This window comes from Streptomyces sp. NPDC016640, assembly GCF_043076215.1.
Lineage (GTDB): Bacteria > Actinomycetota > Actinomycetes > Streptomycetales > Streptomycetaceae > Streptomyces.
In genome coordinates, this window is the sequence record NZ_JBIBRG010000019.1 from 66609 (window position 1) to 88176 (window position 21568).

Genomic DNA, 21568 nt, shown 5'->3' on the forward strand with positions numbered 1-21568 from the left:
GGCCGTCAGCCCTCCAGGACCGTACGCAGGTCCCACAGGGTGCGCCAGGTGGCGGACCCCTGCTCGGCGCGGCGCCGGACCGGACCGTCCCAGTAGCCGCGCAGCCGGGCGGCGTCGGCGGGGTCGTCCTTGCGGACCACGCCGAGCAGGTGCCCCGGCAGCAGTCCGAGCACGTCCCGGTCGCCCGGGAAGTACGCCGCCGCGAGGGCGAGCGCGCCCGCGACGGACACGGCCTCCGCGGTGCTCATCACCGTCGACGGCCGCTCCACCTCCCAGCCCTCCGCCGACCGGCCCTCGCGCAGGTCCCGGAACGCGGTGACCAGGGCCTCCAGCACGGCGTCGTCGACCTGGAACGGCGCCCCGGCCCGTGTCACGGACGACCTCGCCTGGCTGCGCACCAGCGCGGTCTCCGCGTCGAGGTCCCCGATGGGGCCGACCGTCTCGAAGTTGAAGCGGCGCTTGAGGGCCGCGGACATCTCCGAGACGCCCCTGTCACGGAGGTTGGCGGTGGCGATCAGGGTGAAGCCGGGCGCCGCGTGCGCCAGGGCGTCCTCGGTGCCGGCCAGTTCGGGCACGGCGATCCGCCGCTCGGAGAGCAGCGACACCAGCGAGTCCTGCACTTCGGGCAGGCAGCGGGTGACCTCCTCGACGCGGGCGACGGCGCCCCGGGACATGGCGGTCATGACGGGCGAGGGCACGAGTGCCTGCCGGGTGGGGCCCTGCGCCAGCAACAGGGCGTAGTTCCAGCCGTACTTGAGCTGGTCCTCGGTGGTGCCCGCGGTGCCCTGCACGACGAGGCCGCTGGTGCCGCACACGGCGGCGGCGAGCAGCTCCGACAGCATCGACTTGGCGGTGCCGGGCTCGCCGACGAGCAGCAGGCCGCGCTCCCCGGCGAGGGTCACCACGCACCGCTCGACCAGCGCCCGGTCGCCGACGAACTTGCCCTCGATCACCAGGCGCCGCGGCACCCCGTCGGGCGCCTGCGCGTCGTCGGGCAGTTTCAGGACCCCGCCGGCGCTGCCCATGACGAACGTGACGACCGCGCGCGGGGTGAGCCGCCAGGCGGGTGGGCGCGGCCCGTCGTCGTGGGCGGCGAGGAAGGCCAGTTCGGTCGCGTACCGCTCCTCGGGCGGGACGATCTGACGGGCCGGGGCGGGAGGGAGGGTGGTGGTCATCTGCGCGGGTTCTTCCGGCTGCGGGTGGACGGTGGTCATCGGCGGCGGCCCTTGCGGGTGGCGCGGGTGGTGAGTTCCTCGTAGGCCGGGGCGTCACCGGCGCGGACACGGTCCCACGCGCGGGTGAACAGCTCGGGCACCGGCATCAGCGGCACCGCCCGGGAGCGGTCGCGGACCGGGTAGAGGCCCTCCTTCCAGATCTCCACCGGCAGCGCGGGCGACTTCAGGTCGAGCCAGCCGCACGGCAGGAAGAGGGCGCGCCCGGCGCGTGCCCGCTTCGCCTCGACGACCAGCTCGGTGGCCGCCAGCTCGGCGCGGGCCTTCTTCACGCGGGCCGGTTTCCAGCCCGTCCAGCGGACGCGGTCGCGGTCCGTCGGGTCGGGCAGGGCCAGCAGTTGCAGGTAGAGCGCCGCCGCGTCCTCGGTCAGACCGTGGACCCCGGCCACCTCGGCGACCAGGCCGGGCACGCTGACGGCGGGATCCTGGGCGTACCCCGTGGGCCCCGCGGGGTCGGTCCCGGCCGCGACGGCGCGGGCGAGTCCGTCGTCCAGGACGGTGCGCAGCGTCCGCATGCCCTCGCCCCGGCCGGGTCCGACGAGTCCCTCGACCAGTCCGAACACGGGGTCGTCCGCCCGGGTGAGGGCGCCGGTGCGGACCAGGACGGCCTCCTGGTCGCCGTACCAGGGGCGCAGGACGAGTGCTTCTCCGACGCGTGTCAGGCCGTCGGCGCCGGCGCCGCCGGTGGCGGGCAGTCCGTACGCCTTGCGCAGCTCGACGGCGGTCGGCGAACCCTTCTCCGTCCACGCCAGGTCGAGGTCGAGCAGCAGCCCCGGGTCCGCGACGCGGCGGCGCAGCGCGGCCAGGCCTTCCGGCAGCGCCGCGCGCAGCGGGTGTCCGTACGGCAGGGAGTAGGCGAGGCCGGCCAGGGCGGCGACGGCGCGCGTCAGGTCGTACCGCCCGGGCAGCGCCCGGGGGTCCTCCGGGACCAGGTTGCCGTCCTTGTCGGGCCGTTGCACCGTGGTGCGGCTGAGCCAGGCGGTGCGGCGCGGGTTGAGCACCTCCTCGGTGGAGCCGGTGGGCAGGCCCGCCGGGGCGAGGTCAGCGGCGAGGTCCTCGGGCAGGCGGACGAACCCGTCGAGGCGCTCGGCCCACACCCGGCCCGCGGCGGCCGTGTCCGGCCCGGACGTCCACAGGTCGGCGGGGTCCTCGGGGAGCAGCGCGCCGATGAGCGCCGTCCGGTCGGCGTGCCGCAGCGAGTCCAGCAGCCCGTCGCCGAGCTGCTTCTGCCGCGGCTTCAGTCCGGTCGTGGCGCTCACCTCGTCGGTGAGCAGGGACGGTCTCCCGGCGAGCAGCAGGGCCGCCTGTACGGGGCCCAGCCCGTCCCGCGTCGCGGCGGCCAGGGCGGCGGGCGCCTCCGGCTGCCAGGGCGCGGCGCCCTTGTCGCGGATCAGCCCGGTCACCGTGGCGAGCGCGTCGGCCGGGAACACCGGCGGGTGCGCGGTCTCCCGCTCCAGGGTGAAGTGCGCGACCGCGCCGAACGCTCCCGCCGGATCGTGGTCCAGGGCGAGCCAGTTCACGGACCCGCTGCGGTGGTCGACGTTCCGGCAGCCGAGGACGACGACGGTGCGGCCTTCGCGGCGCAGCACCTGGCCGGCGCGCTCCTGCTTGCCGTGCGGTTCGCTCAGTACGACCTCGCGCAGCGCGCCCCCGGGGGCGGCCAGCGGTCCTTCCGTGACCGCCTCGAACAGCAGCAGCAGCGCCTGCCGGTGCGCCTGTGTCAGGGCCGGTGAGGCGGCGCGGTAGGCGAGCGGGCGCAGCACGTCCAGTACGGACGGCCACTCCCCGCCGATGCCGGGGATGGTGAACTCCTCGCTGCGCCATCCGTCGGCGGGCCCGGGGAGCCGGCAGGAGGCGGGCAGGGGTTTGCCGTCGGCGGGGTTCCCGGCCAGGACGTGGTTGACGGCACGGATCTGGCGCAGTGCGCTCCAGGACCGCTCGCGGCCCCACCAGCCGTGCAGTTCCGCGATGCCGGTGGCCGCCTCGCGCAGTGTCCGGTCGTCGCCGTCCTCGGGGCTGTAGTCGGCGAACATGCCCTCGGTGCGCCGGTGCTCCGTCCTCGGCCGCTCCACCGGTGGCGTCACGAACGTGGTGACGGACTCCGCCAGGCGCAGCACGGCGTGCACGAGGGCGGTGACGCCGGTGCGCAGACGGGGTTCGGTGAGGGCGGGCAGACAGCCGGCGACGGCGTCCCGCAGGACCTCCTCGACGGTCGGACCGGCGCTCTGCCCGGTGGTGGACCCACCGGTGTTCCCCGGTCCGGCGCCCCGCTCGCCGTCAGCCTGCTCCCGTGCGGCCGCCGCCGCGGCCTGCTCCCGCCACTTCGCCAGCGCCCGGGCCCCGGCGCGCAGCAGTTCGCCCGCCTGCTCGTCGCTCAGTGCCCTCAGGACGGCCGAGGCGCTCTCGTCGCGCGGCCGCAGCGCGTGCCAGAAGTCCACCGGCGGGACGAGGCGCGTGCCCGCGGCGAACTCGCCGCCCCGCTCCAGCGGTGTGACCCGGCCCAGCTCGCGCACGCCGTCGCCGTCGTCACGGGTGTACAGGGCGATCTGGCGGTGCAGGGCGACGGCGACGGGTTCGGCGCCGCCGGGCAGCCGCAGCGCGCCGAGCGGTACGCCCTGCCTCCGGCCGCGTGCCATGGGCAGGGTGACGGTCCGGCCGTCCGGCGTGCCGGCGGTGGTGCGGGCCTCGTCCCCCTCGCCCTCGGTGCGCACCCAGCGGCCGAGGACCGCGCCGTCCGTGCCGAAGGGGCTGTGTTCCAGGCCCGGCTGGAGCGGCAGCACCGCGCAGTGCTGCTGGAGCAGGGTGGCGTCCTCGCGGACGCCGGACCGCAGGAAGGCGGGCAGCGAGGCACGTCCGTGCGTGCCGGTGGCCGGGTCGTACTCGAGCCACACCTGCTGCCGGCCCTGCCGGCCCTGACGCCAGTACGAGGTGCCGTCCCCGAGGACCGGGCGGCCGGGCGGCACGACCGTGTCTCCGGCGTGCAGCGCGCGCCCACCGGTGGCGCGGCCGCCGTCGGGCAGCGGGACGGAGGTCTCGCCGGCGTCGTTCCTGCCGTAGCGGTGCGGTTCCTTCTCGCCGAGCGGGAACACCTCGGCCGGGCGGGCCGACCAGTAGCCGTGCTGCCTGCCGTCGTGCCACCACGTCACCAGCAGTTCGCCGTCCGTGTAGCGGAACGACGGGCGCCGCCAGCGGTCCAGCTCCTGCGGCAGCCGCAGGTCGTGTTCCAGCAGGATGTCCCGCGGTCCCACGACGATCGCCTTGTGCCTGCGGGAGAGGATCAGCGCCGGCCAGGCCTCGTGGACGGCGAGCGTGTCGTCGCGGTCGCGCCGGGTCTCCGCGTCCAGACGGCGCAGCGCCTCGTCGAGCGCGGGCCAGCCCAGTTCGTCCGGGATGCCCGCGCGCAGGGTGCGGCCGAGCAGCGGTGCGACGTCGAGCGCGGCGGCCCGGGCGACGGCCTCCGGGCTGATCCGGGCGGCGACCGCACGGAACGGACGCAGCCGTTCCAGCGCCGCGCGCGCGGCGGGCAGAGCGGCCGCCGCGTCCAGTTCCCCGGCCGCGTCGTCCAGCCACTCGCGCAGCACGCCGGCGAGCACGGTGTGCCCGGCCGCCTCCTCCAGCAGTCCGGCGTCGGAGCGGTGGCCGCCGAGGTTCCCGACGGACTTGTACAGCAGGGGACGGCAGCGCGGATCGGCCGCGACGGCCGTCAGGTCGCGCCGGCCCGGCGTGGTCTCCCTCAGCCACCGGCCGAGGGGGAGGGAGACGTCCTCGTCGGACCCGGGCAGGGTCAGCGGTACGCCCTCCGCGACGCACAGGTCCAGCAGGTCGATGTCGGCGCCGGCGTGCCAGCGGCCGGTGAAGAGGTCCACGGGACGGCCCTGGGCTCGCAGGCGCGGAGCCATGCGTTCCACGAGCGCGAGGGTGGCCGGCGAGCGGCCGCTGAAGGAGCCGCCGTGCTTGCGGTGCAGGGCCCAGCGGCCGAGCCAGTCCGCCGCGTCGGCCCCCTCCGCCCCGTCCTCGCCCGTCAGCAGCCGGTCGGCGCCGGTCTCGGCGAGCAGCGCGAGCCAGAACTCGTCGTCCTCCGTCGAGCGGCCCAGCCCGGCCGGCATGATCTCCAGCAGCCGGCCCCGTACGGCGGGCCGCTGCCCGGCCAGGACCGCGAGCGTGGCCCGGTAGGCGTTCCAGAAGGACGCCGGGGCCCGGACCGCCGCGGGCGATGCGAGCAGGTCGGCGACCAGGGCGCACTCCTCGGTGACCCGGTCCAGGCCCGCGGCCTTGATCAGGGCGCGGGCGTCCTGGGGCAGCGACGCGTACGGCGGCATGCCGGCGGCGCAGCGCTCCACGGTCAGCTGCCGGAACTGGGCCCATGCCTCGGCCGGGGCGAGGCGCGCCGCGAGGGCCTTCACGTGTTCCTTGAGCGCCTTGACCGTCAGCGCCCCGGCGAAGGCGAACTCCAGGAACACGGCCCGCTGCCGCTCCTCGTCCACGGTCAGCGCGTGCACCCGCTCCGCCTCGCGGGCCTTGCCGAAGAAGGCCGACGCGTACGTGGTGTTGTCGTGCTGGAGGAAGACGCGGGCCGCCTGCTCGTAGAAGGTGGGCAGGAAGTGCGGCACGGCCCGGCCGAGGCGCTCGCCGAGCGCCTCGAAGCCCTCCTTGGCGGTTCCGGGACGGGACTTGGCCTGCCGGCCGAGCCGCTCGACGTCCTTGACCAGTGCCAGCGCGTGGTGTCCGTTCGCGGGGTCGTTGACCAGCGCCCACGCGGGAAAACCCAGGGTCTCCCGGCGTATCTGGCCGACCTCGCGGGTCTCCGGCTCGCGGACCAGTCCGAGGAAGTCCAGGGCGAGGTCCTCCGCCTCGCCGAGCGTGCCCGGGACCAGCCGGACGACCTTCCGCCCGTCCAGCGCGGTGTGCGTGTACGTGCGGACGGTGAGGGCGTCGGCGTCCTCCCGGTCCGTGGTGCCCGGGGGCAGTACGGCGCCGGCGTCGAGCAGTGCGGCGGCGGTGGCCGCGTCGTAGGCGACGCCGTCGTGGGTGATGCCGTCGTGCGTCGTCATGCCGCCCGCTCCTCGTCCTCGATGTCGCGTCCGGCGTACAGCGCGGCCGCCATGCGCATTCCCTCCGACCAGGTAACGGGTCCGACCCGACCGAGTTTCAGGGTCCGGCCCGCCGGGTCGGTGAAGACCAGGGGGCCGGTCTCCGTCTCCTCGTAGCCGTCGTAGTCGCCGACCCACACCCGGGCCTCCGCGGTCCGGCCGTCCTCCAGCACGGAGTACACGGCGTGGCCGCCGCGCACGCGGTATCCCAGTTGCGTCGCCCGGCCGTGCAGGAAGCGCAGTTCCCTGAAGGCGCCGCCCGCGTAGTCCTCGACGGAGGTGGCGTCGGCGTCGAGCGCGGCGGGCCGGTGCCACACCTCGCGGAAGAGCTGCTGGGCGCGCTGCTCGATGCCTATCTCGACGGCGAACTCCCGCAGTTCCTCCAGATCGTCGAGCAGCACCGGGTGCGGCAGGCGGACCAGGCCGGGGGTGAGCCGGACGGTGTCGCCGTCGAGGTCGACCAGACCGAGGCCGCGCTCGGGGTCGGCGTCCCGCAGGAAGCCGGCCACCACGCCGTCCGGGCCGGTGACCACCAGGTCGCGCAGGGCGGCCCGCCAGGCCGGGTCCGGCCACACCCGCGCCAGGACCTCGAAGGGCACCGGCAGCGAGCGCACCATCCACCGCTCCACGTCGGCCAGGCACTGCCGTTCGTGCCGCTCCAGCCACTCCACGAGCTGACGCAGCCCCACCACCGCGGGATCGTCGGCGATCCTGGGCGGCACGGACCTCAGCCGCCGCCCGGCCGCGTTGCGGCACACCACCTTGCCGTCGTCGAGGGCGACTTCGTAGTCGCCGGCCGACACCCACCCCATGTGTGCCTCCCGCATCCGCACTGATCAAGTGACGGGAACTGTAGAGGAGGCCGCTGACAACGGGGCCGAGGCGGCACGCCGGGTCCTGGAGCGGGGACACGGCCCGTCCCGTCCGCCCCCGGTCCGCGTCGCCCCTCGGCGACGACCGGCACCCCGCGGTCCGGCGGTCGCGGACCGGCCGCCGCCCGCGCTCCGGCCGTCGTCCCGGCCCCGCGGGGCCGCGGCCGCGGCATACGGGGGCGGGCGCGGCATACGGGCGCGGGCGCGGACCGGTGACACGGGTGCGCCGCCGCGCGGCACGCGGTGTGCCGTGCCCGTCATGTCCGTCGGCCGCTCGCCCGCACAGGCTCTCGAGTACGTCAGGGGGTTGCTGGGCGGCGAGGCCCCGGCCCGCCTGGTGGCCGTCGCCGTGGAGCAGCTCGTCGTGCCCGTCGGCCCGGTGCTCGCCGTGGGGAGCGTCCGTCCGGGAAAGCCCGGCGGGACGGCCCGACCCGTGGCGGCTGTCCGTGTCTGACCACCGTCAAGAGCTGATCAACACTCCCTCATGAAACCCCCATGGTCACGCCATGGTCACGCCATGGTTCGGCCGTGCGGCGGCACGGACCCCGCACTCGCTCATACGTTCAGGTCGTGAACATTGATTCCCCCACGGGATCCCCGCAGTCGTCCGTCCACCAGCCGGCGCGCCGCCGGCTCCTGCGCTCCGCGCTGACCGGCGCCGCGGTCGTCGGCACCGCACTGACCGTCGGCGCCCCTCCGGCCTCCGCCGCCCCCCGGACGCGTCCGCGGCCCACCACCCCCGAGGAGGCGCTGCGTGAGCTGGCCGCGGGCAACACGCGCTGGCGCACCTTCCGGGAGAGGCACCCGGACGAGTCGCGCGCGGTCCGCGAGGAACTGGTCTTCGGCCAGCACCCCTTCGCCGTGGTGCTCAGCTGCATCGACTCGCGCGTCCCGCCGGAGCTCGTGTTCGACCAGGGGCTGGGGGACCTGATGACCGTGCGCAGCGCCGGCGAGGTGCTGGACGAGGCCGTGCTCGGCAGCGTCGCCTACGGCGTGCTGGAACTGGACATACCGCTGGTCCTGGTGCTCGGGCACCAGTCGTGCGGCGCCGTGCGCGCCGCGGTCGAGGCCGAGGAGTCCGGGGAGCGGCTGCCCGCCCACATCCAGTACATCGCCGACCAGATCGCCCCGGTCATCGACCACGGCAAGCAGGGCGAGGAACGCGTCGACGCCACCGTCGACGCCAACGTGCGGCACGTCCGCGCGCGCCTGGCCTCGGAACCGGATCTGGCCGCCAGGGTGTCCGCCGGCCGGCTGGCCGTCGTGGGGGCACGTTACGAGCTGACCAACCAGCTCGTGCACCGCATCGGCTGACGCCCCGTACCACCCCGCACCACGGAACCGACGGGTCCCGTGCCGCACCGCCGGCACGGGACCCGTGGTGCGCGGCGGCGCGCGGACTCCGTCGCGTCCCGGGCACCGGCCGTGCCGCGCCCGGCGTGCCCTCTCGGTGGAGTGTGCGGTTCCCACGGGGAGGACAATGCGGGTGAGCGGGCTCCGTGAGAAGATCGCCGGCGTAGCGATCCCCGACAGCGGGCCGGCCCGGGCCGCGACCGATCTGATCCGCGGCACCACACCGCCGCCGATCTTCCACCACTCCCGCCGGGTGTACCTCTTCGGCAGTCTGCAGGCCGCGGCACGAGGGCTCCGGCCCGGCCCCGAACTGCTCCACGGGGCGGCCATGTTCCACGACACCGGCCTCGTGGCGCCGTACCGCGGCGACGGCCAGCGGTTCGAGACGGACGGCGCCGACCGGGCCCGCGCGTTCCTGCTGGCCCACGGGCTGTCCGAGGGCGACGCGGAGAAGGTGTGGACGGCCGTCGCCCTGCACACCACCCCCGGGGTGCCCCACAAGCTGGCGCCCGAGATCGCCGCCACCACGGCGGGCGTGGAGACCGACGTGCTCGGCCTGCACCTCGCCCGCCTCACCCGGACCCAGATCGACGAGGTCACCGCGGCCCACCCCCGTCCGGACTTCAAGCGGCGGATCCTCCAGGCGTTCGCCGACGGCTTCCGGCACCGCCCGGACAGCACCTTCGGCACGGTGAACGCGGACGTACTGAAGCACTTCGTCCCCGGCTTCCGGCGGATCGACTTCGTCGACGTCATCCGGAACTCCGCCTGGCCCGAGCAGGCACGGCATCGGCGGTGGCCACCGCCGATTTTGCAGGCCATGCACTTTTGCATAGCATGCAAGACATGACGGCCAAGGACACCCCGAACGGCGGGCTGCGGGAGCGCAAGAAGCGGGCGACGCGTGCCGCCCTCTCGGAGGCCGCGGTCCGCCTCGCCGCCGAACACGGGGCGGACCACGTCACGGTCGAGGCCATCAGCGCGGCGGCCGGGGTGTCCGTGCGGACCTTCTTCAACTACTTCGACTCACGGGACGACGCCTTCGTCGTCATCGACGCGGACGCGGGCCTCCGCGTCCGGCAGGCACTCCTGGACGCTCCCGCGGAGCTCTCGCCCCTGGAGGCCCTGCGCGAGGCGCTCGCCGCCGAGCTCTCGGAGGCCGAGCGGCAGCACGAACTGTGGAGCCTGCACGCCGAGGTGCTGCGCACCTCCCCGCACCTGCTGGTGCGCAGCCTCGGCGCCCACATGGCCGACGAGGCCGGCCTCGCCGAGGTCATCGCACGGCGGATCGCCGCCGGCGGCGGCACGGCGGGCCACGCCCCGGACACCCTCCTGGACGACGGTTCCGACAGCGAGCGGGGCACTGCGCCCGACCTGTATCCGCGGCTGCTGGCGGCCGTGGCCGGGGCGGCGGTCCGGGTCAGCGTGCAGCACTGGTGCGAGCGGCAGGACGCGCTCGCCTTCGCCGACGTCTTCCGCGAGGTGTTCGCCCTGCTCGCAGCCGGACTCCCGGCCCCGGCCCGGTAGGCACCCGTACGCCACCGGACACGGGGTGACCCGTGGCCACCGGCGGTACGCCTGCCGCCCGGTCCCTCCCGTCCCCCGTTCCCTCCTCCGGACGACGGAGGCACGACCCAGCACTCATCACCGACCGTCGGAAGAGAGACAGTGACCGCAGCCCAGGCGCCCGACAGCGCGCCGCCCGCCCCCATGTCCGACCGGCAGATACTCCAGGCCATGTCCGGGCTCATGGCCGGTATGTTCGTGGCGATCCTGGCGGGCACCGTGGTGTCCAACGCACTGCCCACGATCATGACCGACCTGGGCGCCGGCCAGTCCTCCTACACCTGGGTCGTCACCGCGGAACTGCTGGCCATGACGGCGACCGTCCCGCTCTGGGGCAAGCTGTCCGACCTGTTCGACAAGAAGCTGCTGCTCCAGCTGTCCCTGGGCCTGTTCGTGGCCGGCTCGCTGCTGGCGGGCTTCTCGGACGGCGTCGGACTGCTGATCTTCAGCCGGGTGGTCCAGGGCATCGGCGCGGGCGGTCTCACCGCTCTCGCCCAGGTCGTGATGGCCGCGATCATCCCGCCCCGCAGGCTCGGCAAGTACGCCGGCGTCTTCGGCGCCGTGTTCGCCGTCGGTACCGTGGCCGGGCCGCTGGTCGGGGGTGTGCTGGTCGACACCTCCTGGCTGGGCTGGCGCTGGTGCTTCTTCATCGGTGTGCCGTTCGCGCTGCTCGCCATCGTGCTGCTCCAGCGCACCCTGAGCCTGCCGGTGACCCGGCGCGCCGTGAAGATCGACTTCCTGGGTGCCTTCCTCATCGTCGCGGGCGTCTGCGCCCTGCTCGTCTGGGTGTCCCTGGCGGGCAACGAGTTCGACTGGGCCTCCTGGCAGACCGCCGCGCTCACGGGAGCCGGCCTCCTGCTGCTGGCCGCCGCCGTGTTCGTCGAGGCGCGTACCACCGAGCCGGTCATTCCGCTGGACATCTTCCGCAACCGCACCGTCACGCTCACCACCGTCGCCAGTCTGCTGGTCGGTGTGGCCATGTTCGGCGGAACCGTGTTCCTCTCCCAGTACTTCCAGGTGTCCCTGGGCAAGTCGCCCACCGTGGCGGGCCTGATGAGCCTGCCGATGATCCTGGGCCTGCTGGTGTCGTCCACCGTGGCGGGGCAGGTGATCAGCCGGACCGGCGTCTGGAAACGCTACCTGGTGGCGGGCGCGGTGATCATGACGGTCGGCCTCGGCCTGCTCTCCACCATCGACGCGGGCACCTCCTTCACCCTGCTCAGCGTCTACATGGCGGTGCTCGGCGCCGGTGTCGGCATGCTGATGCAGAACCTGGTGCTGGCCGCCCAGAACGACGTGCCCGCCAGTGAGCTGGGGGCCGCGACCTCCGTGCTGTCCTTCTTCCGCAGCATGGGCGGCACCATCGGCACCAGCGTCCTCGGCGCGATCCTCGCCAACCGGGTCGCCACCGAGATGGCCGAGGGCATGGAAACGGCGGGCATCCCGGCGGGCGGGACCTCGGGCGGCGGCGAGTCCGGGATCCCGGACATGGGCACCCTGCCCGAGCCGGTCCGGGGAATCGTCGAGCACGCCTACGGCGTCGCCACCGCCGAGCTCTTCCTCATCGCCACACCCTGCGCCCTGCTGGCACTGATCACGGTGGTGTTCCTCAAGGAGAAGCCGCTGAAGACGACCAGCGGCATGGAACGGCTCGCCGAGGAGTCCGGCCCCGCGTCCGCCGCGGACACCGCCCCGGCGAAGGAGACGCTCCGCGGCTGAGGCGGGCACGCGCCGGCGGCCCGGGGCGGGAACTCCCCCGGACCGCCGGTCCCCGCTCCCGGTCGCCGGAGGTCACTGACCGCCCAGGCCCGTCGTCGCCACCGACTTCACGATGTGCCGCTGGAAGAAGACGAACACCAGCACCAGGGGCAGCGCGGCGAGCACCGAGGACGCCATCGTCTGGGCGTACTGGACGCCGTAGGCGTCCTTCACCGCCGTGATGCCGACCGGCAGGGTCATCAGCGCGGGATCGGAGGTCGACACGAACGGCCACAGGAAGTTGTTCCACGCCCCGATGAACACGAAGATCGACACCGCGGCGAGCATCGGGCGGGACAGCGGCAGCATCACCGAGCAGAAGGTCCGTACATGGCCCGCACCGTCGATGCGGGCCGCTTCCTCCAGCTCGCGGGGGATGGTGTCGAAGTGCTTCTTCAGGATGAAGACCATCACCGGCGCGACCGTCTGCGGCAGGATCACCGCCGCGTAGGTGTCCACCAGGCCCAGGGTCAGCATCTGCTGGAACCACGGAACGATCAGCAGTTGCGGCGGGACCAGGATCGACGCCACGGTGACGGCGAACAGCCCGCGCCGCCCGCGGAAGAGCGTGCGGGAGAAGGCGTATCCGGCCATCGCCGACACCACCACGGTGACGACGGTGACGGCGGCGGAGACGAGGAAGCTGTTCAGCATCCACAGCGGCAGGTCGCCGCGCTCGATCACGGTGCGGAAGGCGTCCAGGGTGAAGCCGCCCTGCGGCCAGATCCAGTGCAGCGGATCGCTGGCGTCCTGCTCGGACTTGAACGCCGTGAACACCGCCCAGAACATCGGCAGCAGCCAGATCACCGCCATCACGGCGAGGGCGGCCAGGGCCAGTGCGCGGGCCGGCCGGCTCGCGCCCAGGGTGAGGTTCGGTCCGCGCTGCGGAGCCGGGCGGCCGCGGCGCGCGGCGGGGAGCGGGGAGACCGTGCGGCGCGCGGGCCGTGCCGGGACGTCGGTGGAGGTCATGTCACTTCTCCCTGCGGCGAAGGGCGACGAACTGCGCGGCGGAGGCGAGGATGATGAGGGCGAAGAAGACGTAGCTGACGGCGGAGGCGTAGCCGAGCCGGTAGCCGGTGAAGCCCATGTCGTAGATGTATTCCACGACGGGGCGCGTGGAGCCGTTGGGTCCGCCCTTGGTAAGCAGGTACACCTGGTCGAAGACCTTCAGCGAGGCGAGGATCTGGAGCACCGTGACGACGCCGGTGATGCGCCGCAGTTGGGGCAGCGTCACATGCCACAGCCGCCGCCAGGCGCCCGCTCCGTCCAGGGCCGCCGCCTCGTACAGGTGGTCGGGGACCGCCTGCAGCGCCGCCAGGAACAGCAGGAAGTTGAAGCCGACGGTCCACCACACGGTGGCGATCACGATCGCGTACAGGGCGATGGACTCGTCACTCAGCCAGGCGTAGCCGTCCAGGCCGACCGCCTGCAGCAGGTGGTTGTAGAGGCCGAGGTCCGGCTGGTACAGCCAGAGCCACAGCAGACCGATCACACCGACCGGCAGCAGGTAGGGGGCGAAGAACGCGAGCCGCCACACCCACTGCCCGGGCAGCCCGGTGTGCACCAGCAGGGCCATGGCGAGGGCGACGGCCACCAGGGGCACGGTGGACACGAGGGTGAACCACGCGGTGTTCCCCATCGCGCGCCACATCTCGGCGTCGCCGAGGGCCTCCGTGTAGTTGTCCGTGCCGATGAAGGACGGGTCGTGGGCGGAGAGCGAGGTGTCGGTGAGGCTCATCCAGATGCCCTGGGCCATCGGCCAGAGCATGAAGAGGACGAACAGGACGAGGAAGGGCAGGGCGAAGAGCACGCCCGGCGAAAGGGCGCGGCGCAGTGCCGCGCCGGGTCCCGGGGTGGTCCGGGCGGCCGGCGGCCGGCCGGGGGAAGCGAGGGGTGTGGGCATCTGCTGCCTCCTTCGCGGCGGCTCAGGCCGGACTGGGCTGGGACAGGGCGGTGTTGATCCGCTCGATCATGGCGCGGGCCGCCCGGTCGGGCGCGAGGCCGTCGAGCATGGACCGCTGGAGCACCTGCGACATGGAGTTCTGGAAGTCGGACCCGGCTCCCGCGAACCAGACGGCCGGGTCGAGCACGACGTGGTCGGCCGCCACCGCGTAGCGGGCCTGCGGCTCCAGCCGTGCGTAGTCCCGGGTCCGGGTCACCGGCCGGTACGCGGGAATGTGACCGGCCTTCGCCCAGACCTGGCCGGCCCTCAGGATCGCGGCCACCGCCTGGTGGGTGCGCCTGCGGTGCGCCTCGTCGGGTTCGGGGCGGCGCGGCAGTACGAAGGAGTGGGAGTCGGCGTAGACCGCCGGGGTGCCGAAGACCGTGGGGAAGGGTGCCGCCCCGATCTTGGGGTCGGCGGCCCGGAAGGTGCCGAGTTCCCATTCGCCGGAGAGGATCATCCCGGTCTGCCGGTTGGTGAAGGCGGCGATGGCCGCCGGGTAGTCGAGGCGGCGCGGGTTGACGCGTCCGTCGACCAGCTTCTGCATGAAAGCGATGACCTCGGTCATCGCGTCGAGGTCCGCCGTGACCCTGCCGCCGACGGGCAGGTCGAAGTCGTTCCCGGTCTGCCGGTAGAGCCCGTAGAACAACCGCCAGCCCTGTGCCGTGTCGTTGACGTAGCCGAAGGCGACGCCCTGCCTGCCGGAGGCCCCGGCCAGTTCCCGGCCGGCCTCGAGGAAGCGCTCGGGGGTGGAGAAGGCGTCCTGGTCGAGGGCTCCGTCGCCGGTCAGCAGCCCGGCCTCGCGGGCGGTGTCCGCGTGGTAGAAGACGATGAACGGGTGGGTGTCCAGCGGTACGGCGTAGGTCCGCCCCCGGTACTGGGTGCGGCCCCACACCGCGTCGGCGAAGTCCTGCTCCCGCACACCGAACTCGGCCAGCAGCGCGGTGTCCCAGGAGTCGAGCAGTCCCAGGGGCGCGTACCCCGCCAGGCGCGACATGTGGGAGACGGCGACGTCCGGGCCGCGCCCGCCGGCCGAGGCCATGGCGAGCTTGGTGTAGTAGGGCGTGCCCCACTCCAGGACGGTCCGCTCGACGCGGGTGCCGGGCATGTCCGGCCGTGCGATGGCGACCAGTTCGTCGAGCAGGGCGCCGTCGGCGCCGCTGAACAGGTCCCACATGCGCACGGTGCGCGGGTCCGACGCGGCGGCCGCGGCCCCGCAGCCGGCGAGGGCTCCGCCGCCGAGGAGGACGGCGGCCGAGGCCAGCGAGGCGCGGAGCACGCCTCGTCGGGACGGCGTGGCGCGGATACCTTCCGGCCTGGCGGAGGCGGCCCGTGGGCCGGGCAGGTCGACCATGGCACTACCTTTCTCTGCATCGATGCACCTCGCCGACGAGGTGGCGGGGGCGGGGCGTGCACCGGACCCGGTTCCGGTCGTCCCCCGGGCGGGTCCGGTGCGCCGTCAGTCGGTGGACTCGCAGGCGGCCGTGCGTTGTTGGACCCTGCGCAGTTCGGCGGTGTCGAACTTCTCGCCGCGGTCGAAGCCGTAGAGGCCGTTGCGTTCCTGGAAGACGTCGGTGAGCTGCGTGTAGCAGTAGCCGAACATGTCCGGGTCGTCGAGGAGGACGTCCACCAGGCCGGTGAAACGCGCCAGGAACTCCTCGGCGGTCCGAGGCCGTTCGCCGTATCCCCAGGACGTACCGGCCTCGTCGCCGGCCGCGGTCGCGGCCGCCGCCGCGTCCCACCAGATGCCGCCGAACTCGCTGCAGAAGTAGGGCTGTCCGCGGTAGGGAAGCGACCAGGTACGGCCGTCGGGGCCGGTGTTGACGTAGGGGCGGTCCTCGGCGAGTCCGGCCATGGCCCTGGCAAAGGCCTTCGGGTCCTGCTCGTAGCAGTGCGAGTCGTAGACGTCGGTCTCCGCCACGCGGTGGGCGTAGCCGGAGGCGTCGATCACGGGGCGGCTCGGGTCGGCCTGCTTGGTGGCCAGGAACATGGCCCGGGTCACGTCGTCGAGCTGGGTGATCCGGTCGTGCAGGGGCTGGTACGTCTCGTTCAGCGGGCACCAGCCGATCACCGACGGGTGCGAGTGGTCGCGTTCCAGGGCTTCCAGCCACTGGGCGACGTAACTGGCGCCGGGGCGCTGGTTGTCGTCGCGGACGCCGACCTCGCAGCCCCAGTCGCCGAACTCCCCCCACACCAGGTAGCCGAGCCGGTCGGCGTGGTAGAGGTAGCGCTCCTCGAAGACCTTCTGGTGCAGCCGGGCGCCGTTGAAGCCCGCGCGCAGCCCCAGTTCGATGTCGCGCACGAGGTCGGCGTCGGTGGGGGCGGTCATCAGGCCGTCCGGGTAGTACCCCTGGTCGAGCACCAGCCGCTGGAAGACCGGCGCGCCGTTGAGCAGCACCCGCCTGCCGTGTACCGCGACCGACCGCAGTCCCGCGTACGACGTCGCCTCGTCGACCACGCCGCCGTCGGCGTCGACCAGTTGGAACCGCAGGTCGTAGAGGTGCGGGTCGGCCGGCGACCAGGTGCGCACCCGGTCCTCCGGCACGGTCAGCACCAGCTTGGGGCACAGGTCGAGGTCGGCGCGGGCGGCGGCGGTCACCACCGCGCCGTGCCGGTCCGAGAGAACGGCCCGGACCTGGTGCCCGGGCAGGTTGCCGGTGAGCGGGAGGTCGACGTGGAAGGAGCACGATCCGAGGTCGGGGGTGATCCGCGGGCGCTTGAGGCGGGCCGTGGCGGGCACCGGCTCGAGCCACACCGTCTGCCAGATGCCGGTGGTCCGGGTGTAGTGGCAGTGTGTGTTGGCGTACCAGGTGGCCTGCTTGCCGCGGGCCTGCGGGCCGTGCCGGGTGTCCCGGGCGCGGACCACGATCACCGCCTCGTCACCGGGCGCGGCCACGCCGCGCAGTTCCGCGGTGAACGGGGTGAAGCCGCCGCGGTGGCGGGCCACCTCGGTGCCGTTGACCCAGACGGTGGCGTCGTGGTCCACCGCTCCGAAGTGCAGGAGGACGTCGGAGCCGGACCATTCGTCCGGGATCGTCACCGTGCGCCGGTACCAGACGGCCTCCATGAAGTCCGTGTCGCCGATCCCCGACAGTTCGGACTCGGGGCAGAAGGGCACGACGATGGTGCCCGCGAGATCCCGGTCGCGCAGTCCGCGCTCCAGTCCGCTGTCGCCGCGGTCCGTCTCGAACTGCCAGCGGCCATTGAGATTCAGCCACGCCTCGCGGACGAACTGGGGCCGGGGGTACTCCGGACGCGGGACATCCGGCGGCAGGGGCGTGCTCATACTGCTCCTCATCACTGCAGGTGCGCTCGGTACGGGGTCATGCGACCACACGATTACATCGATGTAAATGGGGGCGGCGGAAAGTTTCCGACGGCCGGTTCACACCGCACGCGGCCGTACCCCTCGGCACGGCGGTTACGATCCGGGGGCACCGGAAGAACGAGAAGGGAAGCATGGGCAGGCCCAGGATCAAGGACGTCGCGGAGTACGCCGGCGTCTCGGCCAAGACGGTGTCGAACGTCCTCAACGACTACGAGCACGTCTCCGAGCAGACCCGGGCCGCGGTGCGCGAGGCCATCGACGCCCTCGGCTACCGGGTCAACATCGCCGGACGCCAGCTGCGCCGGGGCCGGACCGGCATGATCGCGCTCGCCGTGCCGGAGCTGGACATCGCCTATTTCGCCGAGCTGGCCCGCCACGTCATGGCGGAGACCGAGCGCCTCGGCAGCACCACCCTGCTGGTCGAGACCGGCGGACGGCGCGAGAAGGAGCTGGCCGCCGTGCGCGGGTTCGACGCCCAGTTCACCGACGGCGTCATCCTCTCGCCGCTCGCCCTGCAGCCCCGTGACCTGGCCGACCGCGACACCCGGCTGCCGCTGGTGCTGCTCGGCGAGTGCAACCCCCCGGGCAGCGCCGACCACGTGGCGATCGACAACGTCGCGGCGGCCCGCGAGGCGACCGAGCACCTGCTGTCGCGGGGCCGCCGGCGCATCGCGGTGATCGGCGGGGACCTGCGCGGGCCGCGCAACACCAGCCGGCTGCGCACCATCGGCTACCAGGAGGCCCTGTCCGCGGCCGGGATCACGCCGCCCGACGGGTTCGTCCTGCCCGTGGGCGCGTTCCGCTGGGCGGACGGGGCCGCCGCCGCCCGGGCCCTGGTACGGCTGCCGGAACGGCCGGACGCGCTGCTCTGCCTCAACGACCACCTGGCGCTGGGTGCGGTGCGCGCGCTCCACGAGGACGGCTGGTCGGTCCCCGAGGACCTGGACGTGGTGGGGTTCGACGACATCGAGGCCACCCGGTTCAGCGTCCCCACCGTCACCACGGTCGCTCCCGACAAGCCCGGCATCGCGCGACGGGCGGTGCGGCTGCTGCTGGACCGGATCGACGCCGGCGCGCCGGGCGGGCCGGCGGTGGACGAGACGGCCGGACACCGCCTGATCGTGCGGGAGAGCTCGGGCGGATGAAGGGCCGCGCCACTCGGCCACGGCCCGACGTGGACGTGGACGTGGACGTGGACGTGAACGTGGACATGGACGCGAGCCCCGGCGGCGCCCGGCGACAGGCTCCGGGACGACCCTTCCATGGCCTTGTCAGTGTCGCGGAAGGGCATGTATAACGTTGTAAAACTTGAGCCCGGCGGCTCGGCGCGCGGCTCCTGGTCACGGCACCGTATCCGCACCGACCGACCGGGTCGGGCCGCTCACGAAGGGATTGTCGTGCGGGTCAGCCTCAAGGACGTCGCCGCGCACGCGGGGGTCTCCATCAAGACCGTCTCCAACGTGGTGAACAACTACCAGCACGTCACCCCGGCCATGCGCGAGCGTGTCCAGAGGTCCATCGACGCGCTCGGCTACCGGCCCAACCTCGCCGCCAGACACCTGAGGAAGGGGCGTACGGGCATCATCGCGCTCGCGCTGCCCGAACTCGGGAACCCCTACTTCGCCGAACTGGCCGCCTCCGTCATCGACGCCGCGGCGCAGCACGACTACATCGTGCTCCTCGACCACACCGGAGGGCTGCGCGAGCAGGAACTCCTGGTGAGCCAGGGCTTCCGGGCCCGGGTGATCGACGGACTCATCCTCAGCCCGATCGAGCTGGAGAACGAGGACCTGCGCGACCGCACCCAGGACGTGCCGCTGGTCCTGCTCGGCGAGCGGGACTACGACCTGCCGTACGACCACATCGCCATCGACAACGTCGCCGCGGCCCGTGCCGCCGTCCGGCACCTGATCGGTCTGGGGCGCCGGGAAGTGGCGTTCATCGGGGCCCGGCGCGGGCGCAGCGAGACCGCCCAGCTCCGTGTGCGCGGATGGCGCGAGGAACTGGCCGCCGCGGGGCTGCCGGCCGACGAGGGGCTCGTCGCGGCGACCGACGGCTGGGGGCACGCCGACGGGGCGGTCGCCATGAACCACATCCTGGAGAGCGGACGGCGGCCCGACGCGGTGTTCGCCTACAACGACCCGATGGCGATCGGGGCGATGCGGGTGCTGCACGAGTGGGGCCTGCGGGTGCCGGAGGACATCGCCGTCGTCGGGTTCGACGACGTGATCGAGGGGCGCTTCGGCGCGGTCACCCTCACGTCCGTGTCACCGGACAAGGCCGCCATCGGCCGCCTCGCGGTGGAGTCGGTGCTGGCCAGGCTGCACGACGGGGCGCCGGAACACCGCCGCATCTGGGCCGACTACCAGCTCGTCGAACGGGAGAGCACCCTCGGCCGGCTCCCGCGTACGGACCCGGCAGGGGCCTGACGCGTCCGTGGCCGGCGGGCCGTACGTACGCGGTGACGCCCGCCGCCGAGGACAGCGGGTACCGGGGTCTCCTCGGCGGCGTGAACACCCCGGTACCGCGAACGCCGAGCGCCGAGCGCCGGGCGCCGGGTGTGAACAGCTGGTGCGGCGTTCACCGCGACGGAACCGGAGCCGGCACACGCACACGGCGGTCACCGCCCCGCCCGCATGTCAAGCGTGAACAGACGGTGCGGCGTTCACACGGCCCGGCCGAAGCGGGTGCGCACACACCGGGCCGGCGCCGGCTCTCACGCGAGCCGTGAACGCCCCGGCGCGCATGCGGGTCGTGAACACCCCGGCGCAGTGTTCACCGCAACGGGACCGTCGTCGACGGGGCACCTCGCGGGACCGTCACACCGACGCACGCGCCCGGACGCAAGCCACGGGAGCACACGCCCCGTCAGCACCGGCCCTCCTCCGGACACCCACCCCCTGCCGCGAGCACGCGCCGCGACGGGTCACGGTCACATGCCCCGCTCGCCCAGGGCTGCGGCGCACGCCGCGACTTGGGTACTTCACACCTCACCCCCGGCCGGGGAACGGCGGCTCAGCGCTCCCCTCCCCGGCGGGCACGCCGTACGGCACCCCGCCCGACGACGCGCGCGGCCGAGCGGCCGGTGCAAGCGCTTCCTTCCCTGTCCCTCCCCGCCGGAGCGGCCGGGCGCCGCCACGGCGCGCCGCCCCTCCCCTCGTCCGCTCCGTTCGCACCTTGTGCGCAGGGGGTTTACAGCATCCTTCCAACGATGTAAAACCTCCTTGCGGCGCACCGGACGCCGTCCTGCACAAGGGGAGCAGCACCACGAAAGCGCGTCCTCGGCTCCCCAGTTACCGTTTCAGCGTCACCCGGATCGGGGTCACCATGCAGCGCAGCACTCACCGTCCTCCCCTTCTCGCCCGTCCCGTGGTCGTGGCCTTGGCCGCCGCCGTGGCCCTGACCGCCACCTCCTGCGCCAAGTCGGAGGACGACGCGTCGGACAGCAAGCAGTCGTCGACGGCGGCCGCCGACGCTGGCCAGAAGGTCGTCACGCCGAAGCCGGGCAGCAAGACCTGCACCATCGACGCCTACGGCGGCGAGAAGATCGATCTCAAGGGCGCCACGGTCGGCTTCTCCCAGTCGGAGAAGGAGGCCAACCCGTTCCGCATCGCCGAGACGCAGTCCATCAAGGACGAGGCGGCCAGGAGAGGCGTCAAGCTGCTCACGGCCAACGCCCAGTCGCAGTTCTCCAAGCAGATCAGCGACGTCCAGGACCTGCTCGCCAAGGGTGCCGACCTGCTGGTGATCGCCCCGCTCAACTCCGACGGCTGGGACCCGGTGCTGCAGGCGGCCGCCGCGAAGAAGGTCCCGATCGTCACCATCGACCGCAAGATCAACGCGACGGCCTGCAAGGACTACGTCTCCTTCATCGCCTCGGACTTCGTCGAGCAGGGCCGGCGCGCCGCCGACCGGATGATCGAGGCCACCGGCGGCAAGGGCGAGGTGGCCATCCTGCTGGGCTCGGCCGGGAACAACGTCACCACCGAGCGCACCAAGGGCTTCAAGGAGCGCCTCGCCGAGAAGGCGCCCGATCTGAAGGTCGTCTTCGAGCAGACCGGTGACTTCGCCCGGGAGAAGGGCCAGCAGGTCACCGAGCAGCTCATCCAGTCCAAGCCCGGCATCAAGGGCATCTACGCGGAGAACGACGAGATGGGCCTGGGCGCGGTGGCCGCGCTCAAGGGCGCGGGCAAGAAGGCCGGTGACATAAAGATCGTCACCGTCGACGGCACGCGCAACGCCGTCCAGGGCGTCGTCGACGGCTGGATCAGCGGAGTGATCGAGTCCAACCCGAGGTTCGGCCCGCTGGCGTTCCAGACGCTGGACACCTTCACCCAGGGCGAGGAAGTCCCCCAGGACATCGTGATCCAGGACGGCGCCTACGACGCCGGCAACGCCGAGCAGGACCTCGGCAAGGCCTACTGAGC

At 73.5% G+C, this 21568-nt stretch carries 15 protein-coding genes; 8 read left to right on the forward strand and 7 right to left on the reverse strand.

Annotation, left to right across the window (positions count from 1 at the left end; genetic code table 11):
* Window positions 1-5: 5 nt before the first annotated feature.
* From ACF07S_RS30430 to ACF07S_RS30440, 3 genes are read right to left on the reverse strand one after another with little or no spacing between them, the layout of a single operon-like run.
* Window positions 6-1175, reverse strand: a complete 1170-nt coding sequence (locus ACF07S_RS30430; RefSeq protein WP_391966705.1) for an AAA family ATPase — start codon at window positions 1173-1175, stop codon at window positions 6-8.
* Between the two features lie 35 nt (window positions 1176-1210).
* Window positions 1211-6283: a hypothetical protein gene (locus tag ACF07S_RS30435; protein WP_391966653.1), complete on the reverse strand. Its 5073-nt coding sequence runs from the start codon at window positions 6281-6283 to the stop codon at window positions 1211-1213.
* Window positions 6280-7134 carry a DUF4132 domain-containing protein gene (locus ACF07S_RS30440; protein WP_391966654.1) on the reverse strand — a complete coding sequence of 285 codons (855 nt, stop codon included), beginning with the start codon at window positions 7132-7134 and terminating at the stop codon, window positions 6280-6282. Before ACF07S_RS30440 ends, ACF07S_RS30435 begins: the two co-directional genes overlap by 4 nt.
* 319 nt (window positions 7135-7453) lie before the next feature.
* On the opposite strand from ACF07S_RS30440, the gene ACF07S_RS30445 reads away from it, so the two are divergent.
* The 5 genes from ACF07S_RS30445 to ACF07S_RS30465 all read left to right on the forward strand — a co-directional run bounded on the left by ACF07S_RS30445 (window position 7454) and on the right by ACF07S_RS30465 (window position 11832).
* Window positions 7454-7648 carry a hypothetical protein gene (locus ACF07S_RS30445; RefSeq protein ID WP_391975654.1) on the forward strand — a complete coding sequence of 65 codons (195 nt, stop codon included), beginning with the start codon at window positions 7454-7456 and terminating at the stop codon, window positions 7646-7648.
* A gap of 116 nt (window positions 7649-7764) precedes the next feature.
* Window positions 7765-8508 (forward strand): carbonic anhydrase, encoded by a 744-nt coding sequence (locus ACF07S_RS30450; RefSeq protein ID WP_391966656.1) that lies wholly within the window; start codon window positions 7765-7767, stop codon window positions 8506-8508.
* Window positions 8509-8674: 166 nt separating this feature from the next.
* Window positions 8675-9397, forward strand: coding sequence for an HD domain-containing protein (locus tag ACF07S_RS30455; protein WP_391975655.1), 723 nt, complete (start codon window positions 8675-8677; stop codon window positions 9395-9397).
* The gene (locus ACF07S_RS30460) at window positions 9385-10074 is read left to right on the forward strand and encodes a TetR/AcrR family transcriptional regulator (protein ID WP_391966658.1); all 690 of its coding nucleotides are present in this window, start codon (window positions 9385-9387) and stop codon (window positions 10072-10074) included. The genes ACF07S_RS30455 and ACF07S_RS30460 overlap by 13 nt, the downstream gene beginning before the upstream one ends.
* A 183-nt stretch (window positions 10075-10257) precedes the next feature.
* Window positions 10258-11832: an MDR family MFS transporter gene (locus ACF07S_RS30465; RefSeq protein ID WP_391975673.1), complete on the forward strand. Its 1575-nt coding sequence runs from the start codon at window positions 10258-10260 to the stop codon at window positions 11830-11832.
* A gap of 72 nt (window positions 11833-11904) precedes the next feature.
* Here the strand turns inward: ACF07S_RS30465 and ACF07S_RS30470 are convergent, their stop codons facing one another.
* The 4 genes from ACF07S_RS30470 to ACF07S_RS30485 form a co-directional block, all read right to left on the reverse strand.
* A complete protein-coding gene (locus ACF07S_RS30470; RefSeq protein ID WP_391966659.1) occupies window positions 11905-12840 on the reverse strand; it encodes a carbohydrate ABC transporter permease in 936 nt (311 codons plus the stop codon).
* A gap of 1 nt (window position 12841) precedes the next feature.
* Window positions 12842-13774, reverse strand: a complete 933-nt coding sequence (locus ACF07S_RS30475) for a carbohydrate ABC transporter permease (RefSeq protein WP_391966660.1) — start codon at window positions 13772-13774, stop codon at window positions 12842-12844.
* Between the two features lie 22 nt (window positions 13775-13796).
* On the reverse strand, window positions 13797-15167 hold the full coding sequence (locus tag ACF07S_RS30480; protein WP_391966661.1) for an extracellular solute-binding protein: 1371 nt from the start codon (window positions 15165-15167) through the stop codon (window positions 13797-13799).
* A 105-nt stretch (window positions 15168-15272) separates the two neighbouring features.
* A complete protein-coding gene (locus tag ACF07S_RS30485) occupies window positions 15273-17099 on the reverse strand; it encodes a glycoside hydrolase family 2 protein (RefSeq protein ID WP_391975656.1) in 1827 nt (608 codons plus the stop codon).
* Between the two features lie 173 nt (window positions 17100-17272).
* Between ACF07S_RS30485 and ACF07S_RS30490 the strand changes: the two genes are divergently transcribed.
* The 3 genes from ACF07S_RS30490 (at window position 17273) to ACF07S_RS30500 (ending at window position 21566) form a co-directional block, all read left to right on the forward strand.
* Complete coding sequence (locus ACF07S_RS30490; protein ID WP_391975657.1) at window positions 17273-18286, forward strand: LacI family DNA-binding transcriptional regulator; 1014 nt, start codon at window positions 17273-17275, stop codon at window positions 18284-18286.
* Window positions 18287-18538: 252 nt separating this feature from the next.
* On the forward strand, window positions 18539-19570 hold the full coding sequence (locus ACF07S_RS30495; RefSeq protein ID WP_391966664.1) for a LacI family DNA-binding transcriptional regulator: 1032 nt from the start codon (window positions 18539-18541) through the stop codon (window positions 19568-19570).
* Window positions 19571-20468: 898 nt separating this feature from the next.
* Entirely contained in the window at window positions 20469-21566 is a 1098-nt protein-coding gene (locus tag ACF07S_RS30500) for an ABC transporter substrate-binding protein (RefSeq protein WP_391966665.1), read from the forward strand.
* Window positions 21567-21568 lie beyond the last annotated feature (2 nt).

Bases quoted from the DNA above. Each gene is read 5' to 3' on its own strand.
- ACF07S_RS30470 (WP_391966659.1), bottom strand. From the start codon at position 12,840: ATGACCTCCACCGACGTCCCGGCACGGCCCGCGCGCCGCACGGTCTCC.
- ACF07S_RS30465 (WP_391975673.1), top strand. From the start codon at position 10,258: ATGTCCGACCGGCAGATACTCCAGGCCATGTCCGGGCTCATGGCCGGT.
- ACF07S_RS30475 (WP_391966660.1), bottom strand. From the start codon at position 13,774: ATGCCCACACCCCTCGCTTCCCCCGGCCGGCCGCCGGCCGCCCGGACC.
- ACF07S_RS30480 (WP_391966661.1), bottom strand. From the start codon at position 15,167: ATGGTCGACCTGCCCGGCCCACGGGCCGCCTCCGCCAGGCCGGAAGGT.
- ACF07S_RS30440 (WP_391966654.1), bottom strand. From the start codon at position 7,134: ATGGGGTGGGTGTCGGCCGGCGACTACGAAGTCGCCCTCGACGACGGC.
- ACF07S_RS30435 (WP_391966653.1), bottom strand. From the start codon at position 6,283: ATGACGACGCACGACGGCATCACCCACGACGGCGTCGCCTACGACGCG.
- ACF07S_RS30490 (WP_391975657.1), top strand. From the start codon at position 17,273: ATGGGCAGGCCCAGGATCAAGGACGTCGCGGAGTACGCCGGCGTCTCG.
- ACF07S_RS30445 (WP_391975654.1), top strand. From the start codon at position 7,454: ATGTCCGTCGGCCGCTCGCCCGCACAGGCTCTCGAGTACGTCAGGGGG.
- ACF07S_RS30455 (WP_391975655.1), top strand. From the start codon at position 8,675: ATGCGGGTGAGCGGGCTCCGTGAGAAGATCGCCGGCGTAGCGATCCCC.
- ACF07S_RS30460 (WP_391966658.1), top strand. From the start codon at position 9,385: ATGCAAGACATGACGGCCAAGGACACCCCGAACGGCGGGCTGCGGGAG.
- ACF07S_RS30485 (WP_391975656.1), bottom strand. From the start codon at position 17,099: ATGAGCACGCCCCTGCCGCCGGATGTCCCGCGTCCGGAGTACCCCCGG.
- ACF07S_RS30500 (WP_391966665.1), top strand. From the start codon at position 20,469: ATGCAGCGCAGCACTCACCGTCCTCCCCTTCTCGCCCGTCCCGTGGTC.
- ACF07S_RS30430 (WP_391966705.1), bottom strand. From the start codon at position 1,175: ATGACCACCACCCTCCCTCCCGCCCCGGCCCGTCAGATCGTCCCGCCC.